The sequence below is a fragment of the Paenibacillus sp. GL_099_B genome (assembly GCF_057835695.1).
This window is the reverse complement of record NZ_CM174430.1, coordinates 4,707,575-4,723,038: the sequence shown is the minus strand read 5'-3', so window position 1 is coordinate 4,723,038 and position 15,464 is coordinate 4,707,575. Positions and strand designations below refer to the sequence as shown.

16 protein-coding genes are annotated in these 15,464 nt (G+C 46.0%); all 16 read left to right on the top strand.

Features of this window, described 5'->3' with window-relative positions:
* Positions 1-38 precede the first annotated feature (38 nt).
* The 16 genes from AC3ITG_RS21470 to AC3ITG_RS21395 all read left to right on the top strand — a co-directional run bounded on the left by AC3ITG_RS21470 (position 39) and on the right by AC3ITG_RS21395 (position 15,192).
* Positions 39-449, top strand: coding sequence for an Asp23/Gls24 family envelope stress response protein (locus AC3ITG_RS21470; protein ID WP_024630996.1), 411 nt, complete (start codon positions 39-41; stop codon positions 447-449).
* Positions 450-596: 147 nt separating this feature from the next.
* Positions 597-1,136: an alkaline shock response membrane anchor protein AmaP gene (gene amaP / locus AC3ITG_RS21465; protein ID WP_076291879.1), complete on the top strand. Its 540-nt coding sequence runs from the start codon at positions 597-599 to the stop codon at positions 1,134-1,136.
* Positions 1,137-1,150: 14 nt separating this feature from the next.
* The gene (locus AC3ITG_RS21460; protein WP_053784412.1) at positions 1,151-1,384 is read left to right on the top strand and encodes a DUF2273 domain-containing protein; all 234 of its coding nucleotides are present in this window, start codon (positions 1,151-1,153) and stop codon (positions 1,382-1,384) included.
* Between the two features lie 195 nt (positions 1,385-1,579).
* Positions 1,580-2,032 (top strand): transcription antitermination factor NusB, encoded by a 453-nt coding sequence (gene nusB / locus AC3ITG_RS21455; RefSeq protein ID WP_063565701.1) that lies wholly within the window; start codon positions 1,580-1,582, stop codon positions 2,030-2,032.
* Between the two features lie 48 nt (positions 2,033-2,080).
* On the top strand, positions 2,081-2,938 hold the full coding sequence (gene folD / locus AC3ITG_RS21450) for a bifunctional methylenetetrahydrofolate dehydrogenase/methenyltetrahydrofolate cyclohydrolase FolD (protein WP_053784414.1): 858 nt from the start codon (positions 2,081-2,083) through the stop codon (positions 2,936-2,938).
* A gap of 10 nt (positions 2,939-2,948) precedes the next feature.
* Complete coding sequence (xseA, locus tag AC3ITG_RS21445; protein WP_413372409.1) at positions 2,949-4,313, top strand: exodeoxyribonuclease VII large subunit; 1,365 nt, start codon at positions 2,949-2,951, stop codon at positions 4,311-4,313.
* Positions 4,303-4,560: an exodeoxyribonuclease VII small subunit gene (gene xseB / locus AC3ITG_RS21440; protein WP_063565703.1), complete on the top strand. Its 258-nt coding sequence runs from the start codon at positions 4,303-4,305 to the stop codon at positions 4,558-4,560. Before xseA ends, xseB begins: the two co-directional genes overlap by 11 nt.
* A complete protein-coding gene (locus AC3ITG_RS21435; protein WP_489251309.1) occupies positions 4,553-5,458 on the top strand; it encodes a polyprenyl synthetase family protein in 906 nt (301 codons plus the stop codon). Before xseB ends, AC3ITG_RS21435 begins: the two co-directional genes overlap by 8 nt.
* Before the next feature lie 281 nt (positions 5,459-5,739).
* Positions 5,740-7,647, top strand: a complete 1,908-nt coding sequence (gene dxs, locus AC3ITG_RS21430; RefSeq protein ID WP_489251308.1) for a 1-deoxy-D-xylulose-5-phosphate synthase — start codon at positions 5,740-5,742, stop codon at positions 7,645-7,647.
* A gap of 68 nt (positions 7,648-7,715) precedes the next feature.
* Entirely contained in the window at positions 7,716-8,561 is an 846-nt protein-coding gene (locus AC3ITG_RS21425; protein WP_413372406.1) for a TlyA family RNA methyltransferase, read from the top strand.
* 81 nt (positions 8,562-8,642) lie between these two features.
* Complete coding sequence (locus AC3ITG_RS21420) at positions 8,643-9,131, top strand: hypothetical protein (RefSeq protein WP_413372405.1); 489 nt, start codon at positions 8,643-8,645, stop codon at positions 9,129-9,131.
* Positions 9,132-9,256: 125 nt separating this feature from the next.
* Positions 9,257-9,706, top strand: a complete 450-nt coding sequence (gene ahrC, locus AC3ITG_RS21415) for a transcriptional regulator AhrC/ArgR (RefSeq protein WP_489251307.1) — start codon at positions 9,257-9,259, stop codon at positions 9,704-9,706.
* A gap of 57 nt (positions 9,707-9,763) precedes the next feature.
* On the top strand, positions 9,764-11,482 hold the full coding sequence (gene recN, locus AC3ITG_RS21410) for a DNA repair protein RecN (protein ID WP_489251306.1): 1,719 nt from the start codon (positions 9,764-9,766) through the stop codon (positions 11,480-11,482).
* Positions 11,483-11,602: 120 nt separating this feature from the next.
* A complete protein-coding gene (spoIVB, locus tag AC3ITG_RS21405; RefSeq protein ID WP_489251305.1) occupies positions 11,603-12,934 on the top strand; it encodes a SpoIVB peptidase in 1,332 nt (443 codons plus the stop codon).
* Positions 12,935-13,126: 192 nt separating this feature from the next.
* Entirely contained in the window at positions 13,127-13,936 is an 810-nt protein-coding gene (spo0A, locus tag AC3ITG_RS21400) for a sporulation transcription factor Spo0A (protein ID WP_489251304.1), read from the top strand.
* 308 nt (positions 13,937-14,244) lie between these two features.
* A complete protein-coding gene (locus tag AC3ITG_RS21395) occupies positions 14,245-15,192 on the top strand; it encodes a tyrosine-type recombinase/integrase (RefSeq protein WP_489251303.1) in 948 nt (315 codons plus the stop codon).
* Positions 15,193-15,464 lie beyond the last annotated feature (272 nt).

The window sequence follows — 15,464 nt, the reverse complement described above, 5'->3', positions numbered from 1 at the left end:
GCCGCAAACTTATTTCGCGAAAGGTGTGTTGAACAGTTATGAGTACACTGCCGACAGAATTTGAACGAACGGATATCGGTGAAATCCAGATCGCACCTGAAGTTATTGAAGTGATTGCTGGACTGGCTACAGTTGAAGTGAAAGGTGTTGCAGGCATGAGCGGCGGATTCGCTGGCGGATTTGCTGAATTGCTTGGTCGCAAAAACCTTTCCAAAGGCGTTAAGGTTGAAGTAGGTCAGCGTGAAGCTGCAGTGGATGTTTCCGTTATTATTGAATATGGTTACCGTCTGCCACAGGTGGCTACCGAAATTCAACAGAACGTGAAGCGCTCCATCGAGAACATGACAGGATTGAATGTGAATGAAGTTAATGTGCACATTCATGACGTTCAGTTCAAGAGCACCGAGAAAGTAGAAGAAATCGACCTGAACAGTCAGCGCGTAAAATAAAAGAAGACAGATTCCCCCGGCATCACTGCCGGGGGTTATCCCGTCTTGGACAGGTCTTCATAAAAAGCGGAAGCTTGCACCTGAGGATCACCTTTTGCCAATGGGCAGGTTAAGCAATGTTAGTGAGCAAGGGAGGCTGTGCAGTTCGTGGCTAAAATACTGGATCGGCTTCTGTTGTTTATATACAGCATAAGCGTTGGAGCAATATCGGCAGCAGTCATACTTCTTATTAGTGGTGTGCTGCCTTACGAATTGAATTACCAGCAGGAGCAAAACGTCATTATTGCGGCGGTTGTTGCAGCAGCGATTTTGTTTATCCTGAGTTTGCGATTTTTCTACATCTCGGTTCGGCGTGATCGTGCTTCATTGCCGTCTGTAGATCAGCGTACCGAGTATGGTGATGTGCAAATTTCGATGGAAACGATTGAAAATCTCTGTCTCAAAGCAACTTCCCGTTTCCGGGGAGTACGTGATGTCAAAGCTCGTATTCGTGTGGTTGAATCAGGACTGGAGATTATGATTCGCGCAGTAGTGGATGGCGAGACGCCAATCCCGACGCTGACAGCCGATCTGCAGAAGGCAATACATGATCATGTACAGGAGATTACGGGTATCCCGGTTTCTTTTGTCACCGTGTATATTGCCAACGTTACCCAGTCGCCTAACTACAAGAGTCGAGTGGAATGAGGTGAGTTTCACTGATGCTGTGGAGAGAGATTTGGGATAGTCACAGAGGCCGAATTACCGGAATTGTCGGCGGCATCTTTTTTGGATTTCTTTATGTATGGATCGGTTTTTGGGATATGTTGTTCTTTGCACTCTTGGTGTTCATCGGTTATACGTTAGGCAGACGAAGCGACTCGAAGCTGGGCTCGTTCATTCCCTGGAGGGAATGGGGGCAATGGCTCGGCGATCGCTGGCGTCCCTTTAAGTGAGCCACCTGAACCCTGCAATATGTTTCTTCCGAAAATAGAGCTGTAGTTTAGGTTGCCCGTTTTTTGGAGGAAACGATTGCAGGTTTTTTTGTGAAAAGGGATAACAATATAATAAGATCTCTGATTCCATCAAAGATTTTATATTTTAAAATAAGCATGATGACGCTCCACAGGGAGCGCTGCAGGAGGCAGGACATGAAAAGACGTTTGGCAAGGGAAATTGCAGTACAAAGTCTGTATCAGATGGAAATGAATGAAGTGGGCGCAGCTGAAGCCGTGAATATGTTGATCAATGAAGCCGCTGAAGACAATGAAACCGAAGTGGTTATTCATGATGCAGATGTAATGCGTACCTACGTGACCGAAATGGTACAGGGCGCATGGAACAATAAAGAAGCGATTGACGGATTACTCGTCGATTATTTGAAAGGTTGGCAGATTAGCCGTCTATCGCGTGTAGACCGCCAGATCCTACGGCTTTCAACGTATGAAATGGTGTTCCGTGATGATATTCCGGCAAAAGTATCTGTCAATGAAGCGATTGAATTGTCCAAGTATTTTGGTACAGATGAATCCGGTAAGTTCGTTAACGGCGTACTTGGGCGCATGATTCAGGAAGTCAGCACCATCAAAGCAAAACTGTCTTAATTTTGTGAGTCACTTAATTATATGTTCACATAAGGGAGAGAGAGTACAATGACAGCATCTATTATTAACGGTAAAGAAGTATCCCAAGAGATCCGCGCAAGCATGACGACAGAAGTAAAACAGCTTAGCGAACAGGGGGTAGTACCTGGTCTGGCTGTTGTGCTCGTCGGGGAAGATCCGGCATCCCAAGTATATGTGCGTAATAAAGAAAAAGCATGTCACGACCTCGGGTTCTATTCCGAAGTTCATCGTCTGGATGCAAGCACCTCCCAAGAGGATCTACTCGCGCTGGTGGACAAGCTGAACAAACAGGAATCCATTAACGGCATTTTGGTTCAGCTCCCATTACCGAAGCATATCGAAGAGAAAGCTGTTATCGATGCGATCGCCGTGGACAAAGACGTGGATGGATTCCATCCGGTTAACGTGGGTAATCTCGTCATTGGTGACGATAGTCTGTTGCCATGCACCCCTGCGGGCGTGATCGAGCTGATCAAGCGTACCGGTCTTGAAATGTCAGGCAAACATGCCGTAGTTATCGGACGTAGCAATATTGTCGGTAAACCGGTATCCTTGCTGCTACAACGTGAGAACGCAACGGTAACGATGTGTCATTCCCGTACAGCGAACATGAAAGAGATCACGCGTCAGGCAGACATTCTTGTGGTTGCAATCGGACGTGCAAACTTTGTGGATGCCGATTTCGTCAAACCGGGTGCCGTTGTAATCGATGTGGGGATGAACCGTCTGGATAACGGAAAACTGGCAGGAGATGTAGATTTCGAGAGCGTGAAGACGGTATCTGGCCCAATTACTCCGGTTCCTGGAGGCGTTGGCCCAATGACAATCACTATGTTAATGCAAAATACACTGATCGCGGCCAAACGCGCTCACGGATTGGCCTAGGTAACTGTCTGTGGCAGATCAAAAAATTTACTCCATCAAAGACCTGAACCGATACATCCGGATGAAACTGGAATCGGATCAGGTACTGTCGGATGTATGGCTGCGCGGAGAGATCTCCAATTTTACACATCACTCCAGCGGTCATATGTATTTTACATTGAAGGACAAGGACAGCCGAATTAAGTCCATTATGTTTGCTTCCCATAATCAACGATTGCCCTTTGTACCGAAGGAGGGTGCAAGGGTTATTGCTCGTGGTAATGTCTCGGTGTATGAGCGGGATGGACAATATCAATTCTACGCTACACACATGCAACCGGACGGTATTGGAAGTCTGTATTTGGCCTATGAGCAGCTGAAAAAAAAGCTGGAGGACGAGGGACTGTTCTCTACATCACGGAAAAGGCAGATTCCCCGTTTTCCACAGACGATTGGTGTGGTCACTTCACCTACAGGTGCAGCGGTAAGGGATATCATGATTACATTGCAACGCAGATATCCTTCTGCCCAAGTGATTCTGTATCCTGTACTCGTTCAAGGAAAAGGTGCGGCTCCTTCCATTGTGAAGGCCATCAACAACCTGAACCGAATGGGCGAAGCCGATGTGCTGATTGTCGGACGAGGCGGCGGATCACTGGAGGAGTTATGGGCTTTCAATGAGGAGATCGTGGCAAGAGCGATTGTGGGTTCGGCCATTCCTGTGATTTCAGCGGTTGGGCATGAAACGGATTTTACGATTGCCGATTTTGCTGCTGATCTGCGTGCGGCAACGCCTACGGCTGCTGCCGAATTGGCAGTACCCAATCGAGCTGAGCTGCTTGATCAGATCGCTCAGCGCCAGCGTCAACTGCAGCACAGTTTACGTCAGCGTGCTGTTCATAATCGGGAGCGACTGGCCAGATTGCAACGCTCACCTGTGCTTGTGCATCCCAGACGAACCTTAATGCAGCATACGGAGCGACTGGATATGCTGCAACAGCGTCTTCTGCGAACTGTAGATACACGTATGAAATGGACAACCGAGAAACAGGAGCGTTTGCGTGCAGCGCTGCAACGATTCAATCCTCGTGAACAGGTGAATGCAGCAAGACGGGAGAATGCATCAGCCCGGCGTCAACTGGAGGTTGCAATCCGATCTATTACGAGAGCGAAGCAGCAGCAGTGGAAATCAACTGTGCGACATCTGGATGCGCTTAGCCCGCTCAAAGTCATGTCACGCGGATACAGCCTTGTCTATGACGAACAGGAACAACGATTGATCAAATCGATGAAGGATGTACAGCCTGGAGATTCGATAAAGATTAAATTAACAGACGGACAGCTAGACTGTCAGGTTTGGGGAATGAAGGAGGACGATAATACCCATGGCGAATGAACCGGAATTGAATTTTGAAGAGGCAATGGCGGCATTGGAAGACATCGTAGGTCAGCTTGAACATGGTGATGTTCCACTGGAACAGGCTATCGATTTGTTTCAGCGCGGAATGAAGCTTTCCCAACTTTGTGGTTTGAAGCTGGAACAAGTGGAACGTAAGATCGAGATGATCGTAGAAGAGGATGGGGAACTTCGCAAAAAACCGTTCGGCGCTGCCGTCGACGAAAGCGGTGAAGTCAATGAGTGATCGTCCTTCGTTTGAAACGTATCTTGAGGAAGTCACAGCTGAAGTGACGGGAGAGTTGAAGCAGACTCTTCCTGTTCACTGGGATGTGCCTCAGTCACTGGCTGACGCGATGCAGTATTCACTTATGGCCGGGGGCAAACGCCTTCGTCCACTTCTGGTCGTTGCTGCGGCGGAAGCCTTCGGTGCACAGCGTACAGCTGCATTGCCGGTAGCCTGCGCCGTGGAGATGGTTCATACGTATTCGTTGATCCACGATGACCTACCCGCCATGGATAATGACGACTATCGCAGGGGAAAATTAACGAACCACAAAGTATTTGGTGAAGCGACAGCAATATTGGCTGGCGATGCACTGTTAACGCATGCTTTTTATAGTATTGTTCAGTCAGGTCGTCGCAGCGGTGTGTCTGCAGATGCATTGTTGTCCATTGTGGAGGAGTTGTCCGAACTGGCTGGAGCAAGAGGCATGGTTGGCGGACAAGTAGCTGATATGGAAGGCGAGCAGGGCATGACAGATCTTGCCCAATTGCAATACATTCATCTGCACAAGACCGGAGATTTAATTGTGTTTTCCCTCATTGCGGGCGCACGTATTGGTGGTGCGACAGACGGACAGTTGGAGGCGCTACGCGTATTTGGCAGAGACCTGGGGCTGGCTTTCCAGATTCAGGATGATATTCTGGATTTGACGGGTGACGAGCAGAAAATGGGCAAGAAGACGCAAAGTGATGTGAATCAGCAAAAGGTCACATACCCTTATTTTATTGGTATGGATGCATCTCTTCAAGAGGTGAAGTCCCTTACGCAATCTGCGAAAGATGCACTCGGCAGAGCTGAGTTACCTGACCCTTCCAGACTGATGGAGATCGCAGATTATCTGATGAGTCGAGATCATTAGTTCCGGGTGCGCTTCGCTGTTTCAAATCACTCAAAATCGTGTAATCAATTTAATGTGCTTTTTCTGGGCTTTATGAAGAGAGTCTGTTCCAAGTGGGTTTGGGAATACATATTGAGGAAGATCATACGAACCTTGCTGGCGAAAATGCTCGTTATCTGGAGTATAGTGCAGTAAATTATGATTCTTGTTCTTTTATGTTATAATGTTTTAATGTCATTTAATAAACTATGTATATATGGATTACACCAAATCAAACAATCTAGGAAAGCGGGGAGATTCTCGTGCTGCTTCCACAAATTAAACAACCCAGTGATCTAAAGTCGATGTCTCAGGATGATCTCGTTCTTTTGTCGGCAGAGATCCGGCAGTTTCTGATTGAGAAGCTGTCCGTTACAGGGGGCCATCTCGCACCCAACTTAGGAGTGGTTGAGCTCACGGTAGCCCTGCATTATTGCTATAACAGTCCGGTGGACAAAATGATTTTCGATGTAGGGCATCAGGCTTATGTGCACAAGGTTCTTACGGGGCGGATGGATCGCTTCGATACACTTCGTCAGCATAATGGCTTGTGTGGATTTGTTAAACGTAACGAGAGTGAACATGATGTATGGGAGGCCGGTCATAGCAGTACATCGTTATCTGCTGCGATGGGCATGGCGCTTGCCCGTGATCTCAAGGGTGAAGACAATCAGGTTATCGCGATGATCGGGGATGGAGCGCTTACAGGTGGTATGGCCTTTGAAGCTCTCAATCACATCGGTCATGAACAGAAAAAGCTGATGGTTATCCTTAATGATAATGAAATGTCCATTGCTCCGAATGTCGGGGCTATGCATAAATATTTGAGCAAAATACGTTCGGATCGCCATTATTTGAAAGCCAAGGATGACGTGGAAGGAATGCTCAAAAAAATTCCTGCCATAGGGGATCGCTTGGCCAAATCGGCGAGCTGGATTAAAGATAGTGTCAAATACATGATGGTTCCAGGAGTTCTGTTCGAAGAGCTGGGTTTCACCTATTTGGGACCCATTGATGGACACGACATTCCTAAATTGATTGAAACGTTCAAACAGGCGGATAACGTGGATGGTCCTGTAATGGTTCATGTACTGACAACCAAAGGTAAAGGCTATCAGCCAGCTGAGGCCGATTCACACAAATGGCACGGAATTTCTCCGTACAAGATCGAATCAGGTCAAGTGCTTAAAGCTGTAGGCAAACCGATGTATACGGAAGTGTTTGGTAAAACGTTGATTGATCTTGCCAAGCAGGATAAACGAATTGTAGCGGTAACTCCAGCCATGCCAACAGGTTCAGGTCTCATTCCTTTCAGTAAGGAATTCCCTGATCGCATGATTGACGTGGGTATTGCCGAACAGCATGCAGCAACCATGTGTGCAGCACTGGCAATGGAAGGGTTGAAGCCGGTATTTGCCGTCTATTCGACGTTTATGCAACGTGCGTATGATCAGATTGTACATGATATTTGTCGTCATAACGCCAATGTCATGTTCGCCATTGACCGTGCCGGATTTGTTGGTCCAGATGGTGAAACACATCAAGGTGTGTACGATGTGGCGTTTATGCGTCATATTCCGAATATCGTTTTGATGATGCCTAAGGATGAGAATGAACTACGCCATATGATGAAGACAGCGCTTGAATATAATGAAGGCCCTATTGCTTATCGTTATCCACGAAACAATGTTGTAGGCGTGCCTCTTGACGAGGAACTCATTCCGATTCCAATCGGTACATGGGAACAACTTCGTCCATCTGAAGGTTATGCTATCATCGCTTCGGGATCGATGGTACAGCTTGCTGAAGAAGCTGCAGAGACCGTTAAAAGAGAAGGTATTACGGTTGGCGTAATTAACGCCCGTTTCCTTAAACCGCTTGATGAGCAGATGCTGCGCGATCTCGCAGTTCGAGGCACGAAGTTAATTGTGCTTGAAGAAGCATCACAAGCAGGCAGTATGGGCAGTGCAGTTCTGGAGTTTTACGCAGAACAAGGGCTGCATGATGTTCATGTGCAACTGATGGGCATTCCGGATCGATTCATTGAACATGGCAGTATTGAGGAACAAAGAGCTGAAGTAGGACTCACGGTTGAGAATGTGAGCTCGGAGCTGCGCAGTATGGCAGCCCAATCTTCATATGGTATGTCCAGAACTCGGTTCCCTTCATAACTGGAACAATCAGAGAAACTGGAACACATTATTAATTAATTAGGATTACTACATGATAGGAGAAAGACATGTCACTCCCGAAAGAACGAATTGATGTTCTGCTGGTTGAGCAGGGATATTACGAAAGTCGTGAGAAGGCAAAAGCTGCAATCATGGCTGGACTGGTATATGCCAACAATGAGCGGATTGAAAAAGCGGGCATGAAGATTCCACGGGAAGCCGAACTAAAAGTAAAGGGTTCAGTACATCCCTATGTTGGTAGAGGCGGATTAAAGCTTGAAAAAGCGATCCGTCACTTCGATCTCGATATGAATGGACTTGTGATGCTCGATATCGGTTCATCCACTGGCGGTTTTACCGATTGTGCCCTACAACATGGTGCATCTCATGTATATGCCATCGATGTAGGTTATAACCAGCTGGATTGGTCACTTCGTAATGATGAACGGGTTACTGTAATGGAAAGAACCAATTTCCGTTATGTGACTCCGGAAGATCTACATGGACCTGTGCCGAATTTTGCCAGTATCGATGTATCCTTTATTTCGCTGAGAATTATTTTGCCGCCATTGCTGGCACTTCTGAAGCAACCGGCAGACATTGTAGCGTTAATTAAACCTCAGTTTGAAGCAGGCCGTGAGAAAGTCGGCAAGTCTGGCGTCGTTCGTGATACTAAGGTTCACAAGGACGTTTTGCAGACGATGCTTCGTTTCGCCAATGAGCTTGGATTAAAGCTAAAAGGTTTAACATTCTCGCCGATTACAGGCGGAGAAGGAAATATCGAATTTCTCGCTCACTGGCGTCTGGAAGAACCAGAAGCAACACAACATGAGAACGTTCAGGCTTCACTTGATGCACTTGCAGATCAAGTTGCAATGGAAGCTGCCCATACTTTTACAGGAAACTCATCATAGGATGGGTTTCTTTTCGCTGGAAAGGTGACATTCTAAAAGGAAATCGGTTGTCGAATCTCGAATATGTCTTCGAGGTGAGCGATGATGGATGGGCAATATGACACAATTGTTATTGGTGTACTTGCTGTCTGCTTGATTTTATGGCTGTTCTTTGGCTTTCGGAATTGGGTTAATCGTCCGATTCCAGTAAGCTTGTCGGGTATACAACTGAATTTAGAAATTCAGGATTCACCGGCAGTGGATCTGCTTGAAGCGGAAGGATATGAAGTCATCGGAGGTAAAATGAAAATTCCTTTAGCCTTTGAAGCGGATGAATCCGTTTATTACAGCAGGCTGTTCATTGATTATGTAGCAGAGCGTGATGATGAGAGGTATCTGGTGAAAACGTCCCGTCGCAGGCAACCTCTTGAACTTACTGGGCCATCCCTGCGAGATCGCTTCCTGTATTATTTATTGTTATATCCCGGCTGTGAAGGATTGCTGTATGTGGATATGGAGGAATCGGATATCAAGGTAATCAGGCTCATGGACTATCAGGAAGACGTGTACGATGGAGATGATCTGGACTAAGGGTATGTATGAAACCTGAAAGTTGTTTATATAACGAATGAACGAATTGCAGGATGGCAAACGTTATGGAAATTAGAATTTGCCGTTTTATTGCAATACATTGAACTTTTTAACTGGAGGCATGTATGAAAGGACAACGACACATTAAGATACGTGAAATCATAAGTCAAAACGAAATTGAAACCCAGGATGATCTGGTTGAAACTTTGCGTAAATCCGGATTTCAGGTGACTCAAGCCACTGTATCACGGGATATTAAGGAGCTTCTTTTAATCAAGATCCCCATGGACGATGGACGATATAAGTATTCTTTGCCTACAGACCAACGATATAATCCGATTCAGAAACTGAAACGTGCCCTCGTGGACAACTTCTTACACATCGATCATACAAACAATCTGGTCGTGATGAAGTGTTTGCCTGGCACAGCTAACTCCATTGCAGCTTTGCTCGATAATATTGAGTGGACGGAAGTGATGGGCACCATCTGTGGAGATGATACCATACTCATCATCTGCCGGACGGAAAGTAACAGCGTGACCGTAATCGAGCGGATTATGGGTTATATTTCCTAGAATATAATGGTTCAAAAACATAATTTCTGAGTGAGTCATCCGGAGGTGTTTTTGCAGATGTTAGTTACATTATCGATTCGTAATCTGGCTGTTGTAGAAGAAGTTGATGTTGTTTTCCACCCGGGATTCCATGTCTTGTCTGGTGAAACAGGAGCGGGTAAATCGATCATTATTGATGCCTTGGGTCTGATTGCTGGTGGACGAAGCTCGGCCGATCTGATCCGTTATGGATGTGAGAAGGCCGAGATGGAGGCTCTGTTTGAAATGGAGCCAAGCCATCCGGTATGGGAAACGCTGGAGAAGCTTGGCATCCATTGTGAGCCGGAGGAGCATCTGGTGATTCGCCGTGAACTGAATATCCAAGGTAAAAGTACATCTCGTATTAACGGCCAATTGGTCAATTTGACGATGCTCCGTGAAGTCGGAGAAAAATTAATTAATATTCACGGCCAGCATGAACATCAAAGTTTGTTGCGCGCAGAAAGTCATCTGGGGCTTCTGGATACATACGGGGCAGCAATCATCGGTCCAGTCAAAACGGAATATCAGGAACGCTACAGTAAATTTATTACGGCGGAAAAAGAACTGCGTGCACTTCAGGAGTCCAGTCAACGTGCGTATCAATTGCTGGACATGTATCGCTTTCAACTTGAAGAGATTGCAGCTGCTTCTCTAACGCAGGGTGAAGATGAATTACTCGGAGAAGAACGGGTCAAACTATCCCATAGCGAGAAAATGATGGACAGTGTTGCTGGTGCATATGATTTGCTTAGCGGTCAACGTGGGTTAGAAGCTGTAAGTATCGCGCTGTCACGAATTGAAGATATATCGGGATATGACAGCAAAGGGCTGCAGCCTATTGTTGAACAGCTGCAGTCTGCATTTTATCAGCTGGAAGACGCGACGTTTCAGTTGCGTGATTATCGGGAGAAGATCGAATTTAACCCGGGGAGATTGGAAGAAGTAGAACAGCGACTGAATCTTATTTCTGGCCTCAGACGGAAATACGGCGACAGTGTGGAACTTATTTTGAATTATTATGAACAAATTAGCCATGAAACCGACCAGTTGGAGAACAAGGATGAACGTCTGGAGAAACTGCGTAATGAACGTGACAAATTGCTCAAATTAGTCATGGAGTCTGCCGAGGAACTCAGCCGCGTTCGTAAACAATGTGCAGAGGAACTTGCAGCACAGGTGGAAAGTGAGCTGAAGGATCTCCAGATGGAGAGAACGACGTTAAGAGTTCAGATTACTCCTTTTGAAGATTCAAAAGGGATTGAATGGAATGGGCGTCGCATTCGTCTTACGCGTCAGGGTGCAGATAATGCGGAATTCCTGATTTCTCCGAACCCAGGTGAGCCTTTACGTCCGCTCGGCAAAATTGCTTCCGGTGGTGAGTTGTCCCGAATGATGCTCGCGATGAAAAGTATATTCGCACGTCATGACCGGATTCCGGTGTTGATTTTTGACGAGGTGGATACGGGGGTAAGCGGAAGAGCAGCACAATCCATTGCGGAGAAATTATATCGTCTGTCCTCCACTTGCCAAGTTTTCTCTATTACTCACTTACCACAGGTTGCTTGTATGGCGGATCATCAGTATCTCATCGAAAAGCATGTTTATGACGGGCGCACGATGACACAAGTGGAATCGCTGTCAGACGAAGGCAGAGTGAAGGAATTGGCACGTATGCTGGGCGGTGTGGAAATTACAGAAAAAACACTGCATCATGCACAGGAAATGCTGAATTTGGCGGAAGCCAAAAAAGGGTGAAACGAGCGGCTGGCGTAATGATTGACAGTAATAAAAGCCTGGGGGCGAGGTTATCTTATAGGTACGCAATTGGCGACCACCTTTCGTCAAGCGAAAGAAGCAAAGGGAGTGTGACAGCCATTGAATTCCCCCCTCAGGAAGAAATTGCTAGGTCTTTTATTTGCCTTCTTTCTATGTGTGATCAGCCAGGCCATTCAGCCTGTGCAAAGTTATGCTTCATTGCCTGATGAACTCCAGGTATTTGCAGGCAGGCAGGCTGACGTTCATCTCGCTGTACCGGCTGCTTCAAGCGCTGTTGTGGATCGTCCTGACATCGTTGGTTTTGATGGAAAGGAAACTGCGGTCCACGTAACGAAGCAACAACCTTTGCATCTTCATCCCCAGCAAACGGGACATGCCAAATTAACGTTGAAGTTGTGGGGCAAAATTCCGGTAAAAACGGTTAACGTAAACGTGATTCCGGATTTGCGTGTAGTACCCGGGGGTCAAACCATTGGCGTCAAAGTAAAATCTGCAGGCATTCTGGTTGTAGGGCACCATCTGGTTCGTTCTGGACAAGATGAACGTGTATCCCCTGGAGAATCAGCAGGCATCAAGCTTGGGGATCTGATTACCCATATGGACGGTAAACGCCTTGATGGTGTAACGGGTGTAGCTGAAGCTGTTGAGCATGCAGGCAAGAGCAAAAAAGGAATAGATGTTGTATTAAAACGAGGCAAAGAAACAGTTAAGACGCGTTTGACACCGGCTTATGATGCGGAAGATAAAGCCTGGAGGCTTGGATTGTACATTCGTGACTCCGCTGCAGGTGTAGGGACATTAACCTTCTACGCTCCGGACCAGGGCGTATATGGCGCACTGGGCCATGTCATTACGGATATGAACACGCAGACCTCCATCGTCGTAGGCAGTGGTCAGATCGTTCAGTCCAATGTAACATCGATCTCCAAGAGTGAATCCGGTGATCCGGGTGAAAAACGAGCTCATTTTCTGAAAGAAAGCAAAATTTTGGGCAATATTGAACGTAATACGGCTTTTGGTATCTTTGGTAAAATGTCCGGTAATCCTGAACATAGTTTGTATTCAAAAGGCATTCCCGTTGCGTTCTCCCATGAAGTAAAAGAAGGTCCTGCAGAAATTCTCACAGTCGTTGAGGGCCAGCAAGTGGAACGTTTCTCGATTGATATTGTTCACGTAGCAGATCAATCCGAACCAGCAACCAAAGGTCTGGTGCTTCGTATCACAGATCCGAAGCTTCTGGATAAGACCGGAGGCATTGTACAAGGCATGAGTGGCAGCCCCATTGTGCAAAATGGAAAACTGATTGGTGCCGTGACCCATGTGTTCGTCAATGATCCGAAATCAGGTTATGGCTGCTTTATTGAATGGATGTTACAGGATGCAGGAGTCATGATGAAAAAGGATAATGCAAAAAACCTTAAGGCGGGTTAACCTCCTTAAGGTTTTTTTGTCGAATGGAAACATATAATATCGGATAATGAAATAAATTATTTATTATATAGCAACGCGAAAAAAAAATAAAGAAAAATAATTTTCGACAGAAGGAATTTCCTCTCCTGTGTCGAAAATTTAACCTGTAAGGAAATGTACGAAACGATGTTTAAATTAAAGGAGGATACCGTTTTGCAAAAAATTGAGGTATTGCTGGCCGATGATAATCGTGAATTTACGAATTTGCTTGCCGAATATATATCCGAACAGGAAGATATGGAAGTAACCGGAATTGCTTACAATGGAGAAGAAGTGCTGCAGTTGCTGGAGCAGACTCGCGATGTACCGGATGTACTGATTCTGGATATTATTATGCCTCACCTGGATGGACTGGGTGTACTGGAGCGCCTGCGCAACCTGAATCTGTCTCCACAGCCCAAAGTCATTATGCTTACGGCTTTCGGACAAGAGAATATCACGCAGCGTGCCGTGCAACTCGGAGCTTCTTATTACATCCTGAAACCTTTTGACATGGAAGTGCTCGCGAATCGTGTACGTCAACTGGTTGGCACGCAAACCACGATATCCACTGGTGGCGGTTCATCGATGTTTATGAACAAGTCCAACGTGGTGCCGATGGGTAAACACAAAAATTTGGATGCAAGCATTACGTCCATCATACATGAAATCGGCGTTCCTGCGCATATTAAAGGATATCAGTATTTACGCGAAGCCATCACCATGGTGTATAACAATATCGAAATTTTGGGTGCTATCACCAAAACGCTGTACCCAGCGATTGCCGAAAAGTTCAAAACAACGCCGTCTCGCGTCGAACGAGCCATTCGTCATGCTATTGAAGTGGCTTGGACACGTGGCAACATCGACAGCATCAGCCACCTGTTTGGTTATACGATCAACATCAGCAAGTCGAAACCGACGAACTCTGAGTTCATCGCGATGGTTGCTGACAAGCTGAGAATTGAGCATAAGGTGTCCTGAAAGGATCAGGATCAACGTTTTCAGACGATGACTAGAACGATTGTTCGCGTAAACTTATCGGCCGTTGGTCGCGAGATTCCGATAAACTATGCGGACGTTGTTCCGGTAAACTGTCTGATTCCCCGCGCAATTTTAGCGTAAACTTATCGTTCATTTAGCTGATAAACATAATAGCGCATATAATGAAAGAATACAAACGCATGTCTCTTCGGAGGCGTGCGTTTTTCTGCATTTTGATTCTAATTGTTCTGTTTTTAGCTGACGGGATGTGTTAGCGTAATTCTTAATACAGCGAGGAGGTTAACATAATGGACTACAAGGAAAAAAGAAAGTTGATCTTAGAGATGCGGCAAGCTAAAGATGAGTTGGATATGAAGTCAGCTATTAATATGTTTTTGAACTCACGTAAGTTGAAAAACTTGACAGAGAATACTATATCATCATACTCTCAATCCTTAGAAAAACTCAGTGTCTTTCTTGAAGAGAATGAGATTATTAAGGTCAATAAGATAATTGTAGAGGACGTCCAAGAATTCATTCAAACAAGAATGGAGCTTGGCAATAGCGCCCCTACTGTGAATAAATATATAAGGAATTTAAGGGCTTTCTTTAATTACTTATCCAGTTCTGGTTATTTAACAGAGAACCCAATGGAGCCAATAGATAAGATGGTCGAAGAGAAGCGGGTCCTCCGCACGCTGAATCGCGAGCAGGTTACTAAATTGTTGGACGTACCCGATCGCGCCACACCTGCAGGGTTTCGCAACTACGTTTTTATTTTGCTTATACTCGATACAGGTCTGCGCATAGAAGAAGCTATGTCTTTTAGAGTTGACGATGTTCACTGGAAGGAGCAAGTCATACAGGTTTTCGGTAAAGGACGCAAGGAAAGACTCGTTCCATTTAGCGCTACTCTTGCCGTCCATCTACGCGAATACCTAGAGTTACGCGGTGAAACGGACACATCCGTATTCTTTGTTAATATTGACGGACTTCCTCTCAAACGCCGGACTGTTCAAGAGGAGATATCAGACTACGGACAACTCGCGAAGATAAAAGGTGTCCGCGTCTCTTGCCATTCATTACGTTATACATTCGCTCGCAATTACATTCTAAACGGCGGAGATATCGTAAGTCTCATGAAAATTTTGGGCCATAAATCGCTTCATATGGCGCAATTATATAGTGAGATGTTCCAAGTTGATATTTCGAAGCAACACGGTAAGTTTTCTCCCGTAAACTCGATCTTTAATTAACGCGTAAATAGACCGGATAGCTCACGTAGCCGTCCGGTTTTTTTTTTTCGGATTTGCACTATTATACATACGATATCTATCCGTTACTTCCAGCCGCCATCCCACGCGTCAGAATTTGCGCTCCTTTGATCTTCCCGCGAAATCCACGTGAAATTGCGGCGTTTATACGCTTACCCTAACGAATACCCTCGTGCACTATTTGAACGGCTAAATCCACGGCAATTTTACGGAGATTTCACGGCGCCGATTCGGAGGGTTCGGTGGAGGAGGGC

Excerpts from the sequence above, each read along its gene's own strand:
- AC3ITG_RS21395 (WP_489251303.1), top strand. The coding sequence starts at position 14,245 with ATGGACTACAAGGAAAAAAGAAAGTTGATCTTAGAGATGCGGCAAGCT.
- xseB (WP_063565703.1), top strand. The coding sequence starts at position 4,303 with ATGGCGAATGAACCGGAATTGAATTTTGAAGAGGCAATGGCGGCATTG.
- nusB (WP_063565701.1), top strand. The coding sequence starts at position 1,580 with ATGAAAAGACGTTTGGCAAGGGAAATTGCAGTACAAAGTCTGTATCAG.
- folD (WP_053784414.1), top strand. The coding sequence starts at position 2,081 with ATGACAGCATCTATTATTAACGGTAAAGAAGTATCCCAAGAGATCCGC.
- ahrC (WP_489251307.1), top strand. The coding sequence starts at position 9,257 with ATGAAAGGACAACGACACATTAAGATACGTGAAATCATAAGTCAAAAC.
- recN (WP_489251306.1), top strand. The coding sequence starts at position 9,764 with ATGTTAGTTACATTATCGATTCGTAATCTGGCTGTTGTAGAAGAAGTT.
- AC3ITG_RS21470 (WP_024630996.1), top strand. The coding sequence starts at position 39 with ATGAGTACACTGCCGACAGAATTTGAACGAACGGATATCGGTGAAATC.
- AC3ITG_RS21435 (WP_489251309.1), top strand. The coding sequence starts at position 4,553 with ATGAGTGATCGTCCTTCGTTTGAAACGTATCTTGAGGAAGTCACAGCT.
- AC3ITG_RS21425 (WP_413372406.1), top strand. The coding sequence starts at position 7,716 with ATGTCACTCCCGAAAGAACGAATTGATGTTCTGCTGGTTGAGCAGGGA.
- AC3ITG_RS21460 (WP_053784412.1), top strand. The coding sequence starts at position 1,151 with ATGCTGTGGAGAGAGATTTGGGATAGTCACAGAGGCCGAATTACCGGA.
- AC3ITG_RS21420 (WP_413372405.1), top strand. The coding sequence starts at position 8,643 with ATGATGGATGGGCAATATGACACAATTGTTATTGGTGTACTTGCTGTC.